An 18513-nucleotide genomic window follows, 5' to 3' on the forward strand; every position below is an offset into this window, starting at 1 on the left:
TCCGCCGGCGCCCTCCCGCGCTGGCCAGACCGCGCTGCCCAGTCTCACCGAGTCCGGCGGAGAATGCGCGTTTGGGGGTGTCGCGTGCAGCACAGTCTGGGTGGCTCGCGTATCCGGTTACCCAGCAGGCAAGATGTTCCGAACACATCCCTGAGGGTCGCCTGAGGCGCTCGGCCGACCGGGCCGGATGAGCCGACCGGGCGCACCGACCAGATCCAGGAGAGCGACATGGCCGATTTCAAACCCGGGCTGGAGGGCGTCGTCGCCTTCGAGACCGAGATCGCCGAACCTGACCGCGAGGGTGGCGCGCTGCGCTACCGCGGGGTCGACATCGAGGATCTGATCGGTCAGGTGTCATTCGGCAACGTCTGGGCGCTGCTTGTCGACGGCCGGTTCGGGCCGGGTCTGCCGCCGGCGGAGCCGTTCCCGGTGCCTGTGCACTCCGGTGACATCCGGGTCGACGTGCAGTCCGCGGTCGCCATGCTCGCCCCGTACTGGGGGCTCAGCCAACTGCTCGACATCTCCGACGAGCAGGCCCGCGAGGACCTCGCCCGGGTTTCGGTGACCGCGCTCTCCTTCGTCGCCCAGTCGGCCCGGGGCCTCGGCCTGCCGGCGGTGCCGCAGAAGGAGATCGACAAGGCGCAGACCATCGTCGAGCGGTTCATGAAGCGGTGGCGCGGCGAGCCCGACCCCCGGCATGTCAAGGCCGTCGACGCGTACTTCATCTCGGCCGCTGAGCACGGCCTGAACGCCTCCACCTTCACCGCCCGCATCGTGGCCTCCACCGGCGCGGACGCGGCGGCCTGCATCTCGTCGGGCATCGGCGCCCTCTCCGGCCCGCTGCACGGTGGCGCGCCGTCCCGGGTGCTCAGCATGCTCGAGGCGGTGGAGCGCAGCGGCGACGCGGAGGGCTACGTCAAGGGCGTACTCGATCGCGGCGAGCGGCTGATGGGCTTCGGCCACCGCGTCTACCGGGCCGAGGACCCGCGCGCCCGGGTGCTCCGACGCACGGCAAAGGAACTGGGCGCGCCGCGCTTCGAGATCGCCGAGGCACTGGAGAAGGCGGCCCTCGCCGAGTTGCAGGCCCGCCGCCCGGACCGGGTGCTGGCCACCAACGTCGAGTTCTGGTCGGCAGTGGTGCTTGACTTCGCCGAGGTGCCGGCGCACATGTTCACCTCGATGTTCACCTGCGCCCGGATGGGCGGCTGGAGCGCGCACATCCTGGAGCAGAAGCGCCTCCAGCGGCTGGTCCGCCCGTCCGCCCGCTACGTCGGCCCGGAGTCCCGCAAGCCGTCCGGCGTCGAGGGCTGGGCCGCCATCCCACACGGCGTCTGATCTGAACGGAAGGGGCCCCTCGTCGACGCACCTGGCGTCGACGAGGGGCCCCTTCCGTTCGCCCTGAGTGTGGTGAAGGCCTCAGAGCTGCCCGCAGGGGCCCGGCTTCCACCGATGGGTCCGAGTGCGAGGATGAGGGCCGGCAGTGTCGCCGGGCCCGCCCTCGCCTTTGCGGAAGGATCTTCAAGACCGTGGCTGACGCACCGATCATCCGGATTCCCGATGACCTCAAGCCCGCCGACGGACGCTTCGGCTGCGGCCCGTCCAAGGTCCGCCCCGCGGCGGTGTCCGCACTTGCCGAGGTCGCCACCAGCTACCTGGGCACCTCACACCGGCAGAAGACGGTTCGCGACCAGGTGGCCCGGCTGCGTTCCGGCATCGCCGAGTTCTTCTCGCTGCCCGAGGGTTACGAGGTCGTGATCGGCAACGGCGGCACCACCGCCTTCTGGGAGGTCGCCACCTTCGGGCTGGTCCGCGACCGGGCCCAGTTCGCCAGCTTCGGCGAGTTCGGCGCCAAGTTCGCCAAGTCGGTGAAGGACGCGCCGTTCCTGGGCGAGCCGACCGTCCGCAAGGCCGACGCGGGCAGCGCCCCGACGCTGGTCGCCGAGTCCGGCGTGGACGCGTACGCGACTCCGCAGAACGAGACGTCGACCGGCGTGGCCGTCCCGATCAGCCGGGTGGCCGGGGCCGACGAGGGCGCACTGCTGCTCGTCGACGCCACGTCCGGCGCGGGTGGCCTGGAGGTGAACGTCGGCGAGACCGATGTCTACTACTTCGCGCCGCAGAAGTGCTTCGGCTCCGACGGTGGCCTCTGGCTGGCCCTGATGTCACCGGCCGCGCTTGATCGCGCCGCCGAGATCAAGGCCTCCGGGCGTTACATCCCCGCCTTCCTCGACCTGGTCACCGCGATCGACAACTCGCGGCTGGAGCAGACCTACAACACCCCGGCGCTGGCCACCATCTTCCTGGCCGCCGAGCAGACCGACTGGATGAACGCGCAGGGTGGCCTGTCCTGGGCGGCCAAGCGCACCGCCGAGAGCGCCGCCACGGTGTACGGCTGGGCGGAGCGGTCCAGCGTGGCCACCCCGTTCGTGACCGACCCGGCGCTGCGCTCCAACGTGGTCGCCACAATCGACTTCGCCGACGGGGTGGACGCCACCGCCATCGCGAAGGCGCTGCGGGCCAACGGCATCGTGGACACCGAGCCGTACCGCAAGCTCGGTCGCAACCAGCTGCGGGTGGCGCTGTTCCCGGCCGTCGAGCCGACCGATGTCGAGGCGTTGACCGCGTCCATCGACTACGTCATCGAGCGACTCTGACCTTCGTCACGGTCGGTGTTCGTGGAGGCCTCCACGGACACCGACCGTGATCATCGTTGCAGCTCAGTCGCGACATGCGGGGTGTCGCTTCCCCCACCCCGAGACAGATGCGCGTACGGTGGTCCGAGACGCCTGGGTGGCCGACTCGTGGCGTGCGGCCAGCGAAGCGGGACGGAGGCAACGCTATGCGCCCAGTACGCTTCGTCGCCCTCTCCGAGGACGGCCATGCCCTGGTTCTCGCCGACGAGGTCGGGCGGTTGCTCGCCCTGCCGATCGACGACCGGATCTCGGGTGCGCTGCACGCCGAGCCCGGCGCGCCGCCGCTGCCGGCGGCACCGACCGCCGCCGATCCGATTCCCTCACTGTCCCCCCGGGACATTCAGGCCCGCATCCGCTCGGGTGAGTCCGCCGAGGATGTCGCCCGGATCGCCGGCGTGCCCGTCGACCGTGTGCTGCGCTATGCCGGCCCGGTGCTCCAGGAGCGGGCGATGCTCGCCCAGCACGCCCGCCGCACCCGGCTCAAGGGCGCGGAGAAGCCGACCCCGTTGGCCGAGGTGGTCAACGGTCGGTTGAGCCAGCACGGCATCGACACCGAGAAGATCTCCTGGGACGCGTACCGGCGGGACGACGGCACCTGGCGGATCATCGCGACCTGGCCGTCCGGCAAGGCCACCGCGCAGGCCATCTGGGATCTCGACAAAACCCGGCAGTCGGTTGCACCGCACGACGACATGGCGCAATATCTGTGCGCCGAGCGGCCCACGCCGATTCTCGGCCAGGAGCCGGCGCCGGAGCGGGGCGGGCACGGCCTGCCCGGTCCCTCGCGTGGCGAGCCGAGCCGTGGTGGGCACGGCTTGCCGGCGGCGTCCGAGCACCCGCGCCCTGGCCGGGACCCGATCCGGGCCGGCCGGGACGCGCTGCTCGCCTCCCTGGACCGCCCGCTCGGTGCTTCGTCTGGCCGTGGCCTCGAACCGCGTACCCCGGCTGCTCTCGCCGGCTCGGACGCGCCTCGGCAGCGGCCGGTCGGCGGAGGTGCCGCCGCGCTGCTCGGCGGTGGCCAGGGGTCGGCGTTCGACGACGACTCGGACGCGCCCAAGGAGGTGCCGGCCGTGCCGTCGCTGGCGGTGCTGCGGCCCCGCCGCACCGGCGCTGCGGCAGCCGCCGGTGGTGAGTCCACCGACGCCAACGGCAAGCCGCGCAAGCGCCTGCCGAGCTGGGACGACGTGCTCTTCGGCAGCGGGCCGGCCGCGCGCGAGTCGTCCTGACGCTAAGCGTCGACGGGTGGCGAACGGCCACCCGTCGACGCAGGGCACGCGGTGTCGGGTCACCTCACCTGCCACCCATTCACACCGCAAGCAGGCTGCCGAGGCGGTAACGCAGCGCTCGCGCCTGGCCGACGGACAACAACACCCGCTTAGCCGTCGTCCGGTCAGTAACGGACAACGCCACGATCGTTTCGGCCGTCGGAGCGAGTGTCTGTACCAGCCACACTGCGACGATCGACGGTTGCTGCCGATCGTCGTCGAGCGCGGCGACCTGTGACCAGTGTTCGCCGCGCCGGCCGCATCCGTTCCGATCACACCACCGGGGATGACCGCTGTCGTTCGCCAGGGCACCCGTGGGGTAGGCGTGCACGTATCCGCATGGCCGTTGCAGGTCGGTGCTCATCGGACCCGCCGCGGAGGTAAATCCAGCCGCAGCGATGGCAACGGCGGCCGCATCCGGGTGCGCGGGGCAGACGTAGACCGCGCCGTCCAGGGATCCAGCGCCCGATTTCTCGATGGCGCTGTACACCTCGATTCGGATGGTTGCTGGTGCTCCGCAGTCGGCCAACTGAAAGGGTAGATCGTCCACAGATTGCACCTCCGATGTGCGATCACGTCCGCGAGAGGCGTCCGCCCGACGATGAATGTCGCCAAATACGCACAATACTGCAGTTGGCCAATCAGCGATAGATGCAAGTTGGCCTAGCTGCTGCCCCGATTGCTTTGGCCTACAGAGGTTCCAGGAAAGATGGCCAAGTGGATCTCGAACGGGCTATGCGCGCACTGAGGGCCGCCGAAGAGGCGCTACCCCAGGCGGAAGATCAGGCCGCACGTGCCGCCCGGCAGATCAAGGCCGAAGCTCGGACTCGGGTCGAGCAGGCCCGCACTGAGCTGCACCGTGCCATGGCGGCGGAGTACCGGGCCGGTGTCCGCCAGGTGGAACTGGTCAAGCGGACCGGCTACAGCCGCGAACGGGTCCGCCAGATCCTGCGGGCCGCCGGCATTGAGGCGGACTAGCGGGACCCTTACAGGACGAACGCCCAGCCCGAATCCCGCCCTTCGACGGCGACACGGACTGGGCGTACCCAGGAGATGCTGGCCTCGCCCACTACAGCAGGCCATCTCGCGGGGTTTCCGCCGCCCGGTCGAGAGCGGCAACCGCACGTACGGCCTCAGCGACGGCGGAGAAGTCCTTCTTGAGGATCGCGCCGTGGTTGCTGGCGACCTTCGCGGCGATCTCGATGTGCGGGTTGCGGACGGTCACCGCGTCGAGGCTGGTACGGATCTTCTCCTGCTCGTCACCGCGACTGCCGAGGGACGTGCCGGAGGCGACGACGTAGCGCACCGGCACGCTGATGTTGTCGAGCACGGGGCCCAGTTCGCGCTCACGGGAGAGTCTGCCCAGCTCGATGTTGCTCTCCGCCATCTGCGCGGCATTCATTCGCGGGGTCAGACCGGTCGGGCGCAGCAGCGGCATGAACACGTTCATCCGGCGGAACAGCTTCCGGATCCGCTGTTCCATGGCCTCGTCGAGCCAGTCGTGGGGAAACGCGCCGTCGACCAGGACAGCGCCGAGAGCGCGGTCCGGGTTGCGGTTGGCCCAGTGCGCCCCGACGACGGCCCCGTACGACCAGCCGACCACAAGCGCGCGGTCCACCTTCCGGGCGGCGAGGACGGCATCGACGTCGCGGACGGCCGCCTCGAAGGAGTAGTCCGCCGAGCGCTTCGACTTCCGGCCGCGGGCCCGCTCGTCGTAGGTGATGTGCCGCCAACCGGTGCCCAGTTCGGCGATGACTCGACGCCAGTATCCCTGGGTGGCGAACTGGCCGTTGAGGTAGAGCACTGGGACACCGGGGCCGCCGGTGTCGGTGACGGCCAGGGCGGTGTCGTCGATCGGCACCATGCCGGTCCACGTCGAGCGGGTCGCGGAAGCGTTGTTCATCGTCATGTCCGCACTCCTTGTCGCGTCGGGGGTCGGGTCGGGATCAGAGGCTGCGGGCGGTGATGTCGCCGTGGGAGGTGGTGGCGCGGATGTCGAGTGCGACGGTGCCGTCGTTGCGCAGGGCGTTGCTCACCCGGCCGTGCCCGGTGCCGGCGTCCAGGGCGGCGGAGACGCCAGCGGCGGCGGCGACCGAGATGTCGCCGGACTGAGTCGTCAGCACCACGGTGCCGCGCCCGGCTTCGGCGATCCGGATGTCGCCGCGGAGGGTGTTGATCTCCGCAGCGCCGGTGAGCCGGCCGACCTGGACGTCGCCGTCGATCGCGGTGAGACGGACGCTCGCGGCCTCGTCGATCTTGATCTCGCGGTACGCGCCGTCGAAGGTGATGTCGCCGAGGCGTCCCACTCCCCGCAGCTCGGCGCTGGCGGCCTTGGCGTCGATGCGGGAGTCGGCGGGCAGTTGGACCGTCACCTGCACGGACCCGGAGGGGCCGACGAGCGCGTTGCCGGGGGTGGCGGCCGTGATCCGCAGGACGCCGTCGGCGTACGCGACGATTGTCTGCTCGGCGGCCCTGGTGTCGCGGCGCTTGGCCGGATCGGTCGGCAGCACCTCGACAGTGGTGTCGGCGCGGTCCGCGGCGATGAGCTGGATGCGCCCGGCGGGGATGTTCAGGATGGCGGTGATCGGGGCGGGGGTGGCGTACGAGTTCATCGTGCTCTCCAGTGCTCGCGCGGCGTTTCTGATATCGGAAACGCTACGTTGCTTTCAATCCGTCGGCAACGCTCATATTGCATTAGCATGCTGTTTTGGCAGCTAAGAGCCACGACATTGTTGCAACGATAGGTCAAGTAACGCAACGGCCCGACAAGCAGTCTGTTGCAATGAGTGAGAAGTGAACGCTATGGTGAGCGGGCCACGAGGGCGCCATGAAGAATCACCAGGGAGATCAGATGCCCGGAGGCCGACTCACCCAGCAGGAACGCCACCAGATCGCGCTGGGGCTTGCCGACAGCCTCTCCTACGCCGAGATCGCCCGGCGTCTCGACCGACCCACCTCGACGATCACCCGCGAGGTGATGCGCAACGGCGGCCCCCTTGCCTACCGCGCCGACCTGGCCCACCGCGCCACCGAACGCCGCGCCCACCGGCGCCGGCCCGACTCCTCCGCTCCGACCGGGTCCGTCGTCCAGCAGCACGGGGGCGACGCCGAGGCTGTGGCCGAATACGAGGAGGCGTTCACCACCGTCCTCATGGGGTCGGGGCTGAGCAAGATGGCGGCCCGCGTGTTGACCCGCCTGTTCACCACCGACGCGGGCAGCCTCACCGCGTCCGAGCTCGCCAAGCGCCTCCAGGTCAGCCCGGCGTCCATCTCCAAGGCGATCACCTTCCTGGAGAGCCAGAGCCTGGTGCGGCGCGAACGTGACGAACGCCGCCGCGACCGCTACGTCGTCGACAACGAGCTCTTCTACCAGGCCACGATCGCCGGCGCCCGAGCCAACGACCAGCTCGTCGCCGTCGCACGGCAGGGTGTCGCCCTGCTCGGCCCACACACGCCGGCCGCCGCCCGCCTGGAGAACATCGCCCGGTTCCTCGACTTCATCAGCGAGAGCATCATCCGCGCCGCCGAACAGGCCCGCGAAGTCCTCCACATCAGACCCGGTACGGCGGCCGACCAACCGACTTCGGACCAGGGCCAGGCTCCCGTGCCGGCTGTCGCGCCGACGGCACCGGGTCAGCACGACCAGGCGGAGAGCCGTTCGTAGCGCGAGCCGAATCCATCGGGTCGCCGGGCCAGGGTCAGGGTGGGGCGGAACCGCGACCGTCGCTCAGCGGTGCCGTTGCCGGTGCCCGGCCCGGGCCGCGGGCAGGGCCAGCCCGGCGGCGTGCAGCACGCCCTCCACCCGGACCCGCTCGATCTCCTGGTCGACGCCCGTCAACTCGGCGAGGTGTTCGGTGATGCCGAGGGCGCGACAGGCCAGCCGGAGCCGGTCGTCGTACGCCTGTAGGAGCGCGCCGTGCCACACCATCGACCGACCGCTGCCACCGAGCCGCTGACCGCCGAGGCGGCGCAGGTCGGCGGCGAGCTGCTGCAGGGGTCGCCGGTCGGCCCTGTCGAACTCGGTGAGGTCGATGTCGCGGGTCAGCGCGTCGGCCTCGACGGCCCGGTCCAGGCGGGCGATGGTGCGCCGCTCCCGGCGGCGCTCCCGCCACTCGGACCAGCCGCAGACGACCCGGTCGAGGATCTCGTCGTAGCAGAAGAGCAGGGCGAAGGCAGCCGGCAGACTGGCGACGGCAAGAAACGCCAAGGCCAGCATCAGCGCGCGTCCGACTCCCACACATCGACGCTAAGTCCCGTCGTGCCGACTCGCCAGCGGTTTGGCCGCATCCGCAGCATCCGCTCAACCAGGCGCGACCCCAGCGGCGGTAAACCTCAGCAGTCGGTGGAGGTCACGTAGAAGCGGGGCATCGGGAGCACCCGGAAGCGCAGCCGGGCGCCGGAGCGGCGCAGTTGCCAGGTGAGGGCGATCAGCGCGGCGGCCAGCGAGATCAACGCGCCCATCCAGATGCTGGCACCGGCCCCGAAGTGCTCCGCGACCCAGCCGACCAGCGGCGCGCCGACCGGATTGGTGCCCAGGAAGACAAGCACCCACAGGGACATCACCCGACCCCGGAAGGCCGCGTCCACCCCCAACTGAACCCGCTGGTTGGCCGCCTGGGCGAAGAAGACCATGAAGAAGCCGGTCGGCACCAGCAGCACCACCACCAGCCAGTACGCCGACGCGAGGCCGACCAGGGTGCCGAAGCTGGCACAGGCGATCGCGGCGCCGAGCACCAACCAGACCGACGGGCGACTGCGCCGGCCGGTGCCACTGAGCGCACCGCCGAGCGCGCCGACGGCCAGAGCCGTGCTGAACAGGCCAAAGGAGGCGGCCCCGGTGTTGAAGACCGTCTTCGCCAGTGCGGCCAGGGTGAGCTGGAAGTTGAAGAGCGACATGCCGATCACCGACATGACCGCCATCGGCAGCAGCAGGTCGGGCCGGCGCCACACGTACCGCAGCCCGTCGATGACCCGGGCGGACGCCCGCTCGTCGCGCGGCAACAGGGCGTCACGGTGCAGGTCGGCGGTGCGCATCCGGACGACGTTCACCAGGGGCGCGATGGAGCTGACGGCAGTGAAGAGGAAGACCGGGCCGACGTCGAACGCGGCGATGGCCAACCCGGCGACGGCCGGGCCGACGATCCGGGCGGAGTTGAACACTGCGGCGTTCAGTGACAGCGCGTTGGGCAGCAGGGGCGTGCCGACGAGTTCGGAGACGAACGCCTGGCGGACCGGGGTCTCGACGGCGTTGGCCGTGCCGAGCAGCGCCGCGAAGGCGAAGACGTGCCAGAGCTGCACCAGGTCGGTGAGGACCAGCAGGGACATGCCCAGCGCCAGCAGGCTCCAGAAGGCGTTGGCGACGAAGAGCAGCACCCGCTTGTCGTACCGGTCGGCCAGCCGGCCGGAGAGCAGGGTGAGCAGCAGCACCGGGGTGAACTGGCAGGCGGTGACCACGCCGAGCGCGGTGGCCGAGTTGTTGGAGAGGTCGAGGACGAGCCAGTCCTGGGCGATGAACATCATCCAGACGCCGACCAACTTGATCAGCTGCCCGGATGCGAAAAGGCGGTAGTTGCGAACCTGTAGGGACTGGAACATCGTGCTCAGCTTGGCCTGCACTCTTGGTGCGCCTCCTCGGACGTACGCGTCATCGACAGGTGACGGCACGGCCCGGTGGGGTGGTGCGGCTCAGGCGCGAGCGAGCTGCTGAAGAATCTCGGCGGCCCGCTGCAGGGTCTCCCGTTCGTCCTCGTCGAGTGCGGCCAGCCGGTGGGCCAGCCACTCGTCGCGGGCCCGCTCGAACTGGTCGAGCACGGCCTGCGCTCCCTCGGTCGCCGCGAGGATGACCTGCCGGCCGTCGGTCGGATGGGGTGTCCGCTGCACGAGGCCGCGGTCCTCCAACTTCCCAACGATCTTGGTCATCGTCGGTGGCTGCACCCGCTCGACGTCGGCCAACTCCCGGGGGGTCATCGCACCCGCCAGCCGCAGGCTGGTGAGCGCGGAGACCTGGGTGACCGTGAGGTCGCCGACCGGTCGGGCCTGGCGGACCCGCCGGTTGAGTCGAGTTATCGCATCACGCAACTGGGGGGCCAGCTGCGCCGGTGGCACGCGTTTCGCCGTCACCGTCCGCTCCGTCACAGTAGTTAGCTTAACTAATGAGCATGGCTAACGACATCGGTTATGACCAGGCTCACGAGGACGTTAATGCTGATCCGGGCGGGAAATCCTGTTTCATCTCCCGCCCGGACACGCGTCAGAGCACCAGCGACTCGATGGGCCCACGCAGGAAGTACAGCACGAACAGCGCGGCCACCCCATACAGCAGCGGGTGGACCTCCCGGGCCTTACCGCGCGCCACCTTGAGCACCACGAAGGTGATCAGGCCGGCACCGATCCCGTTGGAGATGGAGTAGGTGAACGGCATCAGCACGATGGTGAGGAACGCCGGGATGGCGATCTCGTAGTCCGACCAGTCGATCGTCCGGACCGCTGTCATCATCAGGAAACCGACCACGACCAGGGCCGTCGAGGCCGCCTCGAACGGCACGATCACCACCAGCGGCGCCAGGAACATCGCCAACAGGAACAGCACGCCGGTGACCAGGCTGGCCACACCGGTCCGGGCGCCCTCACCGACACCTGCGGCACTCTCGATGTACGACGTGTTGCTGGAGGTGCTGGCCACACCGCCGGCCGCCGCGGCGACCGAGTCGACGAACAGGATCTCCTTGGTCCGCGGCGGAGTGCCCTGCTCGTCGAGCAGGCCGCCCTCCTGGCCCACCGCCACCATCGTGCCCATGGTGTCGAAGAAGTCGGTGATCAGCAGCGTGAAGACGAACATCAGCACGACCACCCAGCCGGCCCGCCCCCACGAGTCCAGCACGTTGAACTTGCCGAGCAGCGACAGGTCCGGCAGGTCGACGATCGTCTTCGGCAACTCCGGCACGTTCAGCGCCCAGCCCTTCGGGTTGGGCTTCCCGTCGACGAACGACGGGCCGATGTTGCCGACCGCCTCCACGATCACCGCGAGCACCGTGGAGGTGAGGATGCCGATCAGGATCGCGCCCTTCACCCGGCGCACCACGAGCACCAGGGTGATCAGCAGACCCACCACGAAGACCAGCAGCGGCCAGCTCACCAGCTTGCCGCCGATGCCCAGGCCGACCGGGACTGTGGTGTTTGCGGCGTCCGGGAGCCGTCGGACGAAGCCGGCGTCCACCAGACCGATGATGGTCAGGAACAGACCGATACCGACCCCGATCGCGGTCTTCAGCTGGGTCGGCACCGACCGGAACACAGCGGTCCGCAGACCGGTCAGCACCAACACCGCGATGATCACACCTTCGATCACCACCAGGCCCATCGCGTCGGCCCAGGTCATCTCGGGCGCGATCTCGTACGCGACGAGCGCGTTGACGCCCAGCCCGGCGGCGAGCGCCAGCGGGAATCGGCCGACCACGCCCATCAGGATGGTCATCAGGCCGGCGACCAGCGCGGTCGCGGCAGCCAGCGCGGGAATCGGCAGGGTCTTGCCGTCACCGTCGACGGCACCACCCAGGATCAGTGGGTTGAGCACCACGATGTACGCCATCGTGAAGAAGGTCGCCAGGCCGCCGCGTACCTCACGGCTCATCGTCGAGCCACGGGCGGAGATCTCAAAGAACCGGTCGAAGCCGTTACGTGGGTGAGCGGGGTCGGGAGGTGTGCCGTTGTCGGGCGGCAATACTGCCATCAGGTCCTCGCAGGTGATCTTCCGGTTGACGCGCGCATCGTCCCAGATCACGAACGGGCAGGGGAAGTGGATCGCGTACGCTTGCCGGATGCCGAACGAGCAGCCACCGCGGCCCGCACCACTGGACCCGCCGATGGTGCCGTTCGCCCTCGCCGGTCTGATCGCGTGGGCGCTGGCCGGGCTGATCCTGCTGATCTTCTTCCGCGGCTGGCTGACCGACCACGGTCACCAGAACTGGCTCTGGACCTGCCTCGCCGGCTTCCTGTGGGGCTTCCCGGGACTCGCCGTGATGATGCGGCACGACGCCAACCGTCGCCGCCGCCGCGCGAGCTGACTTGCCCACCGCCCCCGGAGCACCCCGGCGCGAACGGTCAGGAGTGCCCGTACGGCTCCGCCGGCTCGGCCGCCTCCACCGAACCCAGGGCGCGACTCACCGACATGGCCTCCACCGCGCTGTCGTCGTACACGGTCGGTAGCTCTTCGACGGCGGTCTCGGCCGCCTCGATAAGCGTCTCGGAGTGCGCGCCGCAACCGTGGTCGGCACTCACCACCCGGCCGTCGTCAGGTGCGTAGAAGTTGCCACAGGCCCCGAACGCCTGCCGCATCGCACCCGCAAGCGGCAGGTAGAAGCCGCAGGTGCCGCACCGGGCAGCGGCCGGCGCGGCGGTGGAGATGGGCGCGGCGGGGCCGTGGTCGCCGTCGTACCAGCGCTGCGCCGCGTCGGCGCGGCCCTCTCGGGAGAGCACGCGCGCCCGCCCGAGGCCCAACTCCCACGCCGCCTCCTCGACCGCCGGGTCGTCGGAGAGCAGGTAACCGGGGACCAGGCGATCGTCGTCCGGGGCCGTGGGCAGCAGGTCACCCGGACCCAGATCGCCCGGCTTGAGCCGCTCCTGCCAGGGCAGCCAACCGGGCGCGAGCAGCGCGTCCGGGCCGGGCAGCAACACCGTCTCGCAGATTGTCACCGTCTTGCTGCGCGACACCCGGGTGACGGTGACCGCCCACCGCCAACCGCGGTAGCCAGCGAGGAGGCATTCGAAGTAGTGGGTGACAAGCCGTTCACCCTCGGCCACGACCTGCAGGTGGTCGCCGACATCGTCGGCGTCGACCTCGGTGATGCCAGCGCGGGCCACCTCGACGGCGGCGGCGCAGACCTGGTCGAGACGGGCGGCACGGGTGGAGACAGGCCTGGTCACCTAACCATTGTTCCCCATGCGCCCCGCAGGGGTGACAGTGACTCCCGGGGAACCTTTCCCCGCAGTGGTGCGGCGTACCCGGATCAGATGGGCGAGGATGGTGCACATGCCGTCGTACTCCCGCTCCGGGCGATCCGTCCTCGGGCGCACTGTCGGCACCGGCATCCGCGCCGTTCGCCTGCTGCTGCGTGGTTCGCTGGGCAGCGGCCGTTGGGTGACCCGGCGGGCCGGTCGGGCCCGGGCCCGGGGGGCCGGTGGCGAGGTCGGCATGGTTCGCCTGTTCGACCTGCACGCGGTCTCCTGCGCCGGTGACACGCTTATCGCCATCGGCCTGGCCGGGACGATCTTCTTCAACGTCCCGCTGGGCGAGGCCCGCAGCAAGGTCGCGCTCTACCTGCTGGTGACCATGGTGCCGTTCGCCATGCTCGCCCCCGTGGTGGGCCCACTGTTGGACCACTTCCGGCACGGTCGGCGCTACGCCCTGGCCGCCACCATGCTCGGCCGCGCGTTCCTGGCCTGGTTGATCTCCGACTACATCCACGGCTTCGGGCTCTATCCGGCCGCGTTCGGGGTGCTCGCGCTGTCCCGGGCGTACGGTGTGGCCCGGTCCGCGGCGGTGCCCCGGTTGTTGCCGGAAGGGCTCGGCCTCTCCCAGGTGGGTGCCCGAGCCAGCGTCTACGGCACGGTGGCGGGTGCGCTCGTGGCACCGATCGGGTTGGCCGCGTTCTGGTTCGGCCCGCAGTGGCCGCTACGCGTCGCGTCGGTGATCTTCCTGATCGGCATGGTGATCTCGCTCCGGTTGCCGCCGAAGGCCGACTCGGAGCCGCCGGAGCGGGTCCCCCGGCCGCTGCGCGCGCTGGGCCGGCACCGCGGCGACCGGCCACTGGGTCGAGGGCGGCCCGCCGGCCGACTGGTGATCGCCACCCTGATCGGTGCCGCGACGCTCCGTGCGGTCTACGGCTTCCTACTGCTCTTCCTCGCCTTCGCGATCAAGAAGGGCGACCTGACCACCGTGGCGTTCGGCCGGGAGTTGGGCGCCGAGTGGGCGTTGGGGCTGGTCGGCGGGGCGCTAGCGGTCGGCACCTTCCTGGCCACCGCCGTCGGCACCCGACTGCGCATCCACCGACCGACCGCCATCCAGTCGAGCAGCATGATCATTGTGGCCGGGGTGGGGGTGCTCACCGTCATCCAGTTCTCGCTGGTGATGGTCGCCCTGCTCTGCCTGGTCGCGGCGCTGGTCAGCGGGATTTCGAAGCTGGCCGTGGATGCCTCGATCCAGGAGCGCATCCCGGAACGGCTGCGCGCGAGCTCGTTCGCCCACTCCGAGACGGTGCTGATGCTCGCCTTCGTCGCCGGCGGCGGGCTCGGCCTGGTGCCGTTCGACGGTCGGGTGGGCATCGCGGTGGCCGCCGGCGTGGGCATCCTGGCCGCGATCCGGGGTGCGCTGATCGCCTCCCGGCTGCGCGGCGAGAAATTGGCCGGGCGCCCGCTCGGCGACGACGAGCTGATCGAGGAAGAGCCGGCGGAGGAGCCCGGGGACGCCGCGCCCACCTCGCCGGCCCCGGCGCAGGCCAGCTCGCCGCAGTACGACGACCCGAGCCTGGCCCCGCCGGGCTACCACATCTACCGCCCGTCCTCGGCCGTCGGCGGCCCGGGTGGCGGGGCGGACGACGAGACCCGCCGCGAATCCCCCGGCTCGGTCTCGTGACCGGTCTGCTGGTGGTGACGGCGGTTCCCGCCGAGGCGGACGCGGTCCGCGCCGGTCTGACCGACCACACAGTGACCGTCGCCCCGGTCGGTGTGGGCCCGGCCGTCGCCGCTGCCGCCACCGCGCGCCTGCTGGTGCTTGCCGAAGCAGCCGGACAGCCGTACCGCGCGGTGGTCAGCGCCGGCGTGGCCGGCGGCTTCAGCGGGCGGGCCGAGGTCGGCGACACAGTGCTCGGCACCGCCAGCATCGCCGCCGATCTGGGCGCCGAGTCACCGGACGGGTTCATCCCGATCGACGAGTTGGGCATGCCGCCGGCGATGCTGGGCGTCGGTGGCGCGGTGTCGACCGACCCGGGCCTGCTGGCGGCACTGCGGGCTGCCCTCCCGGCGGCGACGACCGGCCCGGTGCTCACCGTCAGCACGGTCACCGGCACCGAAGCCGGCACGCGGGAGCTGCGCCGACGACATCCGGAGGCGGTCGCCGAGGCCATGGAGGGGTACGGGGTGGCGGTCGCCGCCGCCCAGGCCAAGGTGCCCTTCGCCGAGCTGCGGACCATCTCCAACCCGATCGGCCCGCGCGACCGCGACGCCTGGCGGCTGCGCGAAGCTCTCGCCGCCCTGACCGTCGCGGCGCCCGCGCTGCGCTGAGCGGGGTTCAGCTGTAGCTCTGCCGTCCGGCGCGTCCCAGCCGAAGCGCGGCGGGCCGGCGGGCCTCGATCTCGAAGCCGCAGGCCAGCAGCAGGTCGATGCCGCCGCCCTCGGCAAGCGCGGCAGCGTCGTCGACTCCCGCCGCACGCATCTCGGTGAGCAGAGCCGTGACCAGCCGACGTCCGAGCCCCAGCCGCCGGTACCGGGCGTCGACGAGCACGCCGTCGAGCACCATCTCCCGCTCCGCCATACCGGGATGCCACTCCCCCTGCTCGAGGAACGGACTCCGCTCATGTGCCCGCAGTTCCCCGATCACCTGCCCGTCGGGCAGCTCGGCGGTGTACCGCCAACTTGTGGCCGGTAGATCGCCGACGACCCGGCGAACCTGGACCGTCCGACGGACCTCCGCGCCCCACCGCCGGTTGTCGCGGTAGCGCCGGTTCAGCTCGTACGCGGCCGGTGGCAGCGGCAAGGGATATCGCTCGGGCGGCAACCTGTACCACTCCGCCCACCAGGCACCCGGCCAGTCCCGAGGCTCGTGGACCGGCCACACGTCAAGGTGAGCCGGGTACCGCCGCCCAGCATCGTCCCGCATGTCATCGTGCGGAACCGTCGTCGGCGCGACGATGGCGAGGGCCGCCGACGGCACCCCGACGGCCAACTCCCCACCCGCAGCCCGGACGAGACGCTCCACCGTCCGGAACCGGGGATTGACAGCGCGCCCCGACTCGATCCGCGCCAGCGTCGGCTGCGGCACTCCCGACCTCTCGGCCAGCTCCCGCTGACTGAGATCGGCGCGCCGGCGCAGAGCTCGCAGAGCCCGGCCAAGATCAGTTTCGCCGCCTTCTTCCGGACGGTCGGTCGCCTCGGTCACGCGTCGATGGTCCCGGGCGGTGAACCGGCTATCAACAGCCCGGCCAGAGCTGTGGATAACCCTGTGGAAAAGGCCGTGGGTCGGTGGATGGTCACTTCGCGGGCCCTTTGGAGCTGAATCGTTTGAGGCATCACCGCCCGCCGACTCGCATGGCCCGGATGGCGCAGCCTGGCGCAGGGCAGCTCGCCCCGGCCCGGCTCATCCCGTCCCGGCGCGGCTCATCCCGGCGCGGCTCGGCTCATCCCGGCACGGCTCGGCGCGGCTCGGGACGGGGCGGGGCGGGGCGGCTCAGGGCAGGGCGGCTCGGGGCAGGGCAGCACGGCGCTGCGGCGCGGGCGGCACAGGGCGATTCGTTTACGACATCAGCTCCAAAGGGAGCCTGCAGCAGGTGCGCGACCGGCCCGCCAGGCCGTCACGGATCACAGTGGGCGGGGGTGGGCACGGGCCCCGACGCGGGGGCAGGGCTAACGTGAGGGACGTGGCGCTCTCTCTGGCGATCTCGCCCTGCCCCAACGACACGTTCGTCTTCCACGCCCTGGTGCACGGGCGGGTGCCCGGCGCGCCGCCGGTCGAGGTGACGTACGCCGACGTGGACGTTACCAACACGGCGGCCGAGCAGGGCGCGTTCGACCTGGTCAAGGTGAGTTTCGCGGCGCTGCCGTGGCTGCTCGACGACTACCACCTGCTGCCCTGCGGCGGCGCGCTCGGTCGTGGCTGCGGCCCACTGGTGCTCACCCGCAGCGATCGTGACGGCGGGCCGGACCGCACCGACCTGACCGGGGCCACGGTGGCGGTGCCGGGCGACCGGACCACCGCGTACCTGCTGTTCCGACTCTGGTCGGCCGGACGACCGCCGGCCCGGATCGAAGTGGTCCCGTTCCACGAGATCATGCCGGGCGTAGCGGCCGGCCGCTACGACGCCGGGTTGGTCATCCACGAGGCACGGTTCACCTACCACCGGCACGGCCTGACCGCCCTTGTCGACCTCGGCGAGTGGTGGGAGGCCGACACCGGGCTGCCCATTCCCCTCGGCGCGATTCTGGCCCGACGCGGCGCTGTGGATCCGGAGGCCGCGGCCGGCTGGGTCCGCGAGTCGGTCCGGCAGGCCTGGGCGGACCCGGCCGCCAGCCGGGAGTACGTGCTGGCCCACGCCCAGGAGATGGAGCTCGACGTGGTGGACCGGCACATCGGCCTCTACGTCAACGAGTTCACCGCAGACCTGGGCGAGGCCGGATTCGCCGCGGTGGCGGCACTGCTCGATCGAGCCGCCACCGCCGGCCTGGTGCCTCAGACCTCCAGCTCGCGGGCAACCGCGTGGACCAGCTGAGCGATCTTCTGCGCCGTCTTCTTGTCCGGGTACCGACCGCGGCGCAGGTCCGGCTGGACCTTCGCCTCCAGCACCTTGATCATGTCCTCGACGAGGCCGTGCAGTTCCTCGGCCGGCCGACGGCGCAACTCCGCCATCGACGGCGGCGCGTCCAGCAGCTTGACTCCCATGGCCTGTGCACCCCGGCGACTGTCAACCACGCTGAAGTCGACCCGCTGGCCACCCTTGAGGTCGGTGACACCCGTCGGCAGCGCCCCCTTGGGCAGGAACACGTCGCCGCCCTCGTCACTGGTGACGAAGCCATATCCCTTGGCCGTGTCGTACCACTTCACTCGACCCGTAGGCACCTGACAACCCCTGCTTCACTTGAGCCGCTACTGCTTCCAGGCTAGCTGGATCATGCCGTCCAGCGCCGCCGGGAATTCGGTGAGATCGTCAAGCACCGCGTCCGCCCCGGCCGCGCGCAGCTCCTCCCGGGAGCACGGGCCGGTGGCGACACCGATGCCGGGCACCCCGGCGGTCGCCGCGGCGACCATGTCCGCGACGTGATCACCGACGTAGTGGGTCGCGTCGTGTTCCCGTAGGGCCGTCGCCTTCTGCTCGGCGAACAGGTCACCGGCCAACTCGTCGACGGCGAGGCCGAGGTGGTCCAGGTGCAGCCGGGCCAGCCGACCGATCTTGGACGTGACGACAAGCACCCGGCCGTTCCGGGCACGGATCGCGTCGATGGCCTCCCGCGCGCCCGGCAACAGGACAGCCGGGGTGATCGCGTACGCCGGGTACAGCTCGCGGTACACCCGCACGGCCGACTCGATCTGGTCCGGCGGGAACCAGTGCGCGATCTCGGTACGCAGCGGCGGCCCGAGCCGGGACACCGCCAGCTCGGCGTCCACCGGCACGCCGGTCCTCGCGGTCAGCGCCCGATAGGTCGCGGCGATGCCGGGGCGGGAATCCACCAGGGTCATGTCGAGGTCGAATCCGACGGTCAGTGCGGGCATGTCGAGAAACCTACCCGCCGACTCCCGGCCGACCGGACGTCCGAGAGGCGCGAAAGCCCACTGCCGGGCTAGCGTGGAA

General features: G+C 70.9%; 19 protein-coding genes and 2 pseudogenes. 10 read left to right on the top strand and 11 right to left on the bottom strand.

The genetic code is table 11. The annotated features are described in order from the left end of the window. Nucleotides 1–228: 228 nt before the first annotated feature. The 3 genes from AB0B85_RS02585 to sepH all read left to right on the top strand — a co-directional run bounded on the left by AB0B85_RS02585 (nt 229) and on the right by sepH (nt 3919). Nucleotides 229–1335 carry a citrate synthase 2 gene (locus tag AB0B85_RS02585; protein ID WP_357402764.1) on the top strand — a complete coding sequence of 369 codons (1107 nt, stop codon included), beginning with the start codon at nt 229–231 and terminating at the stop codon, nt 1333–1335. Nucleotides 1336–1526: 191 nt separating this feature from the next. Next, nucleotides 1527–2654 carry a phosphoserine transaminase gene (gene serC, locus AB0B85_RS02590; protein ID WP_357402766.1) on the top strand — a complete coding sequence of 376 codons (1128 nt, stop codon included), beginning with the start codon at nt 1527–1529 and terminating at the stop codon, nt 2652–2654. A 185-nt stretch (nt 2655–2839) separates the two neighbouring features. Then, complete coding sequence (gene sepH, locus AB0B85_RS02595) at nt 2840–3919, top strand: septation protein SepH (RefSeq protein ID WP_357402768.1); 1080 nt, start codon at nt 2840–2842, stop codon at nt 3917–3919. A gap of 79 nt (nt 3920–3998) precedes the next feature. Here the strand turns inward: sepH and AB0B85_RS02600 are convergent, their stop codons facing one another. Continuing rightward, a complete protein-coding gene (locus tag AB0B85_RS02600; protein WP_357402770.1) occupies nt 3999–4508 on the bottom strand; it encodes a hypothetical protein in 510 nt (169 codons plus the stop codon). A 167-nt stretch (nt 4509–4675) separates the two neighbouring features. Here AB0B85_RS02600 and AB0B85_RS02605 point away from each other — a divergent pair, with 167 nt between their 5' ends. Beyond that, nucleotides 4676–4936: a hypothetical protein gene (locus AB0B85_RS02605; RefSeq protein WP_357402773.1), complete on the top strand. Its 261-nt coding sequence runs from the start codon at nt 4676–4678 to the stop codon at nt 4934–4936. Nucleotides 4937–5027: 91 nt separating this feature from the next. Here the strand turns inward: AB0B85_RS02605 and AB0B85_RS02610 are convergent, their stop codons facing one another. Both AB0B85_RS02610 and AB0B85_RS02615 read right to left on the bottom strand, forming a co-directional pair. Continuing rightward, the gene (locus tag AB0B85_RS02610; protein ID WP_357402775.1) at nt 5028–5867 is read right to left on the bottom strand and encodes an alpha/beta hydrolase; all 840 of its coding nucleotides are present in this window, start codon (nt 5865–5867) and stop codon (nt 5028–5030) included. 37 nt (nt 5868–5904) lie between these two features. Next, nucleotides 5905–6570, bottom strand: a complete 666-nt coding sequence (locus AB0B85_RS02615; protein WP_357402777.1) for a DUF4097 family beta strand repeat-containing protein — start codon at nt 6568–6570, stop codon at nt 5905–5907. 239 nt (nt 6571–6809) lie between these two features. Here AB0B85_RS02615 and AB0B85_RS02620 point away from each other — a divergent pair. Beyond that, a pseudogene (locus AB0B85_RS02620) lies at nt 6810–7016 on the top strand (helix-turn-helix domain-containing protein); the annotation flags it as partial. Between the two features lie 114 nt (nt 7017–7130). Further along, nucleotides 7131–7622, top strand: a pseudogene (locus tag AB0B85_RS02625) (MarR family transcriptional regulator); the annotation flags it as partial. A 63-nt stretch (nt 7623–7685) separates the two neighbouring features. Here AB0B85_RS02625 and AB0B85_RS02630 read toward each other — a convergent pair. From AB0B85_RS02630 to AB0B85_RS02645, 4 genes are all read right to left on the bottom strand, one after another. Beyond that, nucleotides 7686–8195, bottom strand: a complete 510-nt coding sequence (locus AB0B85_RS02630; RefSeq protein WP_357402779.1) for a hypothetical protein — start codon at nt 8193–8195, stop codon at nt 7686–7688. A gap of 95 nt (nt 8196–8290) precedes the next feature. Beyond that, nucleotides 8291–9574 (bottom strand): MFS transporter, encoded by a 1284-nt coding sequence (locus AB0B85_RS02635; RefSeq protein ID WP_357402781.1) that lies wholly within the window; start codon nt 9572–9574, stop codon nt 8291–8293. A 69-nt stretch (nt 9575–9643) separates the two neighbouring features. Continuing rightward, nucleotides 9644–10093, bottom strand: a complete 450-nt coding sequence (locus tag AB0B85_RS02640) for a MarR family transcriptional regulator (protein ID WP_030329638.1) — start codon at nt 10091–10093, stop codon at nt 9644–9646. A gap of 115 nt (nt 10094–10208) precedes the next feature. Next, nucleotides 10209–11687 carry an NCS2 family permease gene (locus tag AB0B85_RS02645; protein ID WP_357402858.1) on the bottom strand — a complete coding sequence of 493 codons (1479 nt, stop codon included), beginning with the start codon at nt 11685–11687 and terminating at the stop codon, nt 10209–10211. An 88-nt stretch (nt 11688–11775) separates the two neighbouring features. Between AB0B85_RS02645 and AB0B85_RS02650 the strand changes: the two genes are divergently transcribed. After that, entirely contained in the window at nt 11776–12021 is a 246-nt protein-coding gene (locus tag AB0B85_RS02650; RefSeq protein WP_278137114.1) for a DUF2530 domain-containing protein, read from the top strand. A gap of 37 nt (nt 12022–12058) precedes the next feature. Here AB0B85_RS02650 and AB0B85_RS02655 read toward each other — a convergent pair whose 3' ends face one another. Next, nucleotides 12059–12880, bottom strand: coding sequence for a DUF3027 domain-containing protein (locus AB0B85_RS02655; protein ID WP_357402784.1), 822 nt, complete (start codon nt 12878–12880; stop codon nt 12059–12061). A 106-nt stretch (nt 12881–12986) separates the two neighbouring features. Between AB0B85_RS02655 and AB0B85_RS02660 the strand changes: the two genes are divergently transcribed. Then, complete coding sequence (locus AB0B85_RS02660) at nt 12987–14588, top strand: MFS transporter (protein ID WP_357402786.1); 1602 nt, start codon at nt 12987–12989, stop codon at nt 14586–14588. Next, complete coding sequence (locus tag AB0B85_RS02665) at nt 14585–15235, top strand: futalosine hydrolase (protein ID WP_357402788.1); 651 nt, start codon at nt 14585–14587, stop codon at nt 15233–15235. Before AB0B85_RS02660 ends, AB0B85_RS02665 begins: the two co-directional genes overlap by 4 nt. A 7-nt stretch (nt 15236–15242) precedes the next feature. On the opposite strand, the gene AB0B85_RS02670 is transcribed toward AB0B85_RS02665, so the two are convergent. Further along, on the bottom strand, nt 15243–16109 hold the full coding sequence (locus AB0B85_RS02670) for a GNAT family N-acetyltransferase (RefSeq protein ID WP_357402790.1): 867 nt from the start codon (nt 16107–16109) through the stop codon (nt 15243–15245). Between the two features lie 478 nt (nt 16110–16587). Here AB0B85_RS02670 and AB0B85_RS02675 point away from each other — a divergent pair, with 478 nt between their 5' ends. Continuing rightward, entirely contained in the window at nt 16588–17436 is an 849-nt protein-coding gene (locus AB0B85_RS02675) for a 1,4-dihydroxy-6-naphthoate synthase (protein ID WP_357402792.1), read from the top strand. Here the strand turns inward: AB0B85_RS02675 and AB0B85_RS02680 are convergent. Next, entirely contained in the window at nt 17397–17783 is a 387-nt protein-coding gene (locus AB0B85_RS02680) for a cold shock domain-containing protein (RefSeq protein ID WP_357402794.1), read from the bottom strand. The genes AB0B85_RS02675 and AB0B85_RS02680 overlap by 40 nt on opposite strands. Nucleotides 17784–17810: 27 nt before the next feature. Next, nucleotides 17811–18434, bottom strand: coding sequence for an HAD family hydrolase (locus AB0B85_RS02685; protein ID WP_357402796.1), 624 nt, complete (start codon nt 18432–18434; stop codon nt 17811–17813). Between the last annotated feature and the right edge of the window lie 79 nt (nt 18435–18513).

The organism is Micromonospora sp. NPDC049044 (genome assembly GCF_040649215.1).
Taxonomy (GTDB): domain Bacteria; phylum Actinomycetota; class Actinomycetes; order Mycobacteriales; family Micromonosporaceae; genus Micromonospora.

Bases quoted from the DNA above. Each gene is read 5' to 3' on its own strand.
- AB0B85_RS02610 (WP_357402775.1), bottom strand. From the start codon at position 5,867: ATGACGATGAACAACGCTTCCGCGACCCGCTCGACGTGGACCGGCATG.
- AB0B85_RS02660 (WP_357402786.1), top strand. From the start codon at position 12,987: ATGCCGTCGTACTCCCGCTCCGGGCGATCCGTCCTCGGGCGCACTGTC.
- sepH (WP_357402768.1), top strand. From the start codon at position 2,840: ATGCGCCCAGTACGCTTCGTCGCCCTCTCCGAGGACGGCCATGCCCTG.
- AB0B85_RS02685 (WP_357402796.1), bottom strand. From the start codon at position 18,434: ATGCCCGCACTGACCGTCGGATTCGACCTCGACATGACCCTGGTGGAT.
- AB0B85_RS02645 (WP_357402858.1), bottom strand. From the start codon at position 11,687: ATGGCAGTATTGCCGCCCGACAACGGCACACCTCCCGACCCCGCTCAC.
- AB0B85_RS02650 (WP_278137114.1), top strand. From the start codon at position 11,776: ATGCCGAACGAGCAGCCACCGCGGCCCGCACCACTGGACCCGCCGATG.
- AB0B85_RS02585 (WP_357402764.1), top strand. From the start codon at position 229: ATGGCCGATTTCAAACCCGGGCTGGAGGGCGTCGTCGCCTTCGAGACC.
- AB0B85_RS02615 (WP_357402777.1), bottom strand. From the start codon at position 6,570: ATGAACTCGTACGCCACCCCCGCCCCGATCACCGCCATCCTGAACATC.